The sequence below is a fragment of the Polynucleobacter sp. AM-25C3 genome (assembly GCF_018882335.1).
GTDB lineage: Bacteria > Pseudomonadota > Gammaproteobacteria > Burkholderiales > Burkholderiaceae > Polynucleobacter.
Window position 1 is genome coordinate 1 of record NZ_JACVOS010000047.1, and the last position, 255, is coordinate 255.

1 protein-coding gene is annotated in these 255 nt (G+C 49.4%); it reads right to left on the bottom strand.

Translation table 11 applies throughout. From position 1 onward, the window contains the following. The coding region (locus ICN12_RS10800) for an AIDA repeat-containing protein (RefSeq protein ID WP_216272510.1) at window positions 1–255 on the bottom strand (255 nt) is incomplete at both ends.

A 255-nucleotide genomic window follows, 5' to 3' on the forward strand; every position in this document is an offset into this window, starting at 1 on the left:
CAGCTTGAGTACCGCCATCATTTACCGTAGTAGCACTTGCAATACCGCCACTACTAACGGCTTGAGTACCGCCATCATTTACCGTAGTAGCGCTCACACTAGCACCACCATAAACAGCTTGATTACCGCCAGAACTGATGGTCGCGCTAATCGCACTACCACCGCTACTAACAGCTTGAGTACCACCATCATTTACCGTAGTAGCACTTGCAATACCGCCACTACCAACAGCTTGAGTACCACCATCATTTACCG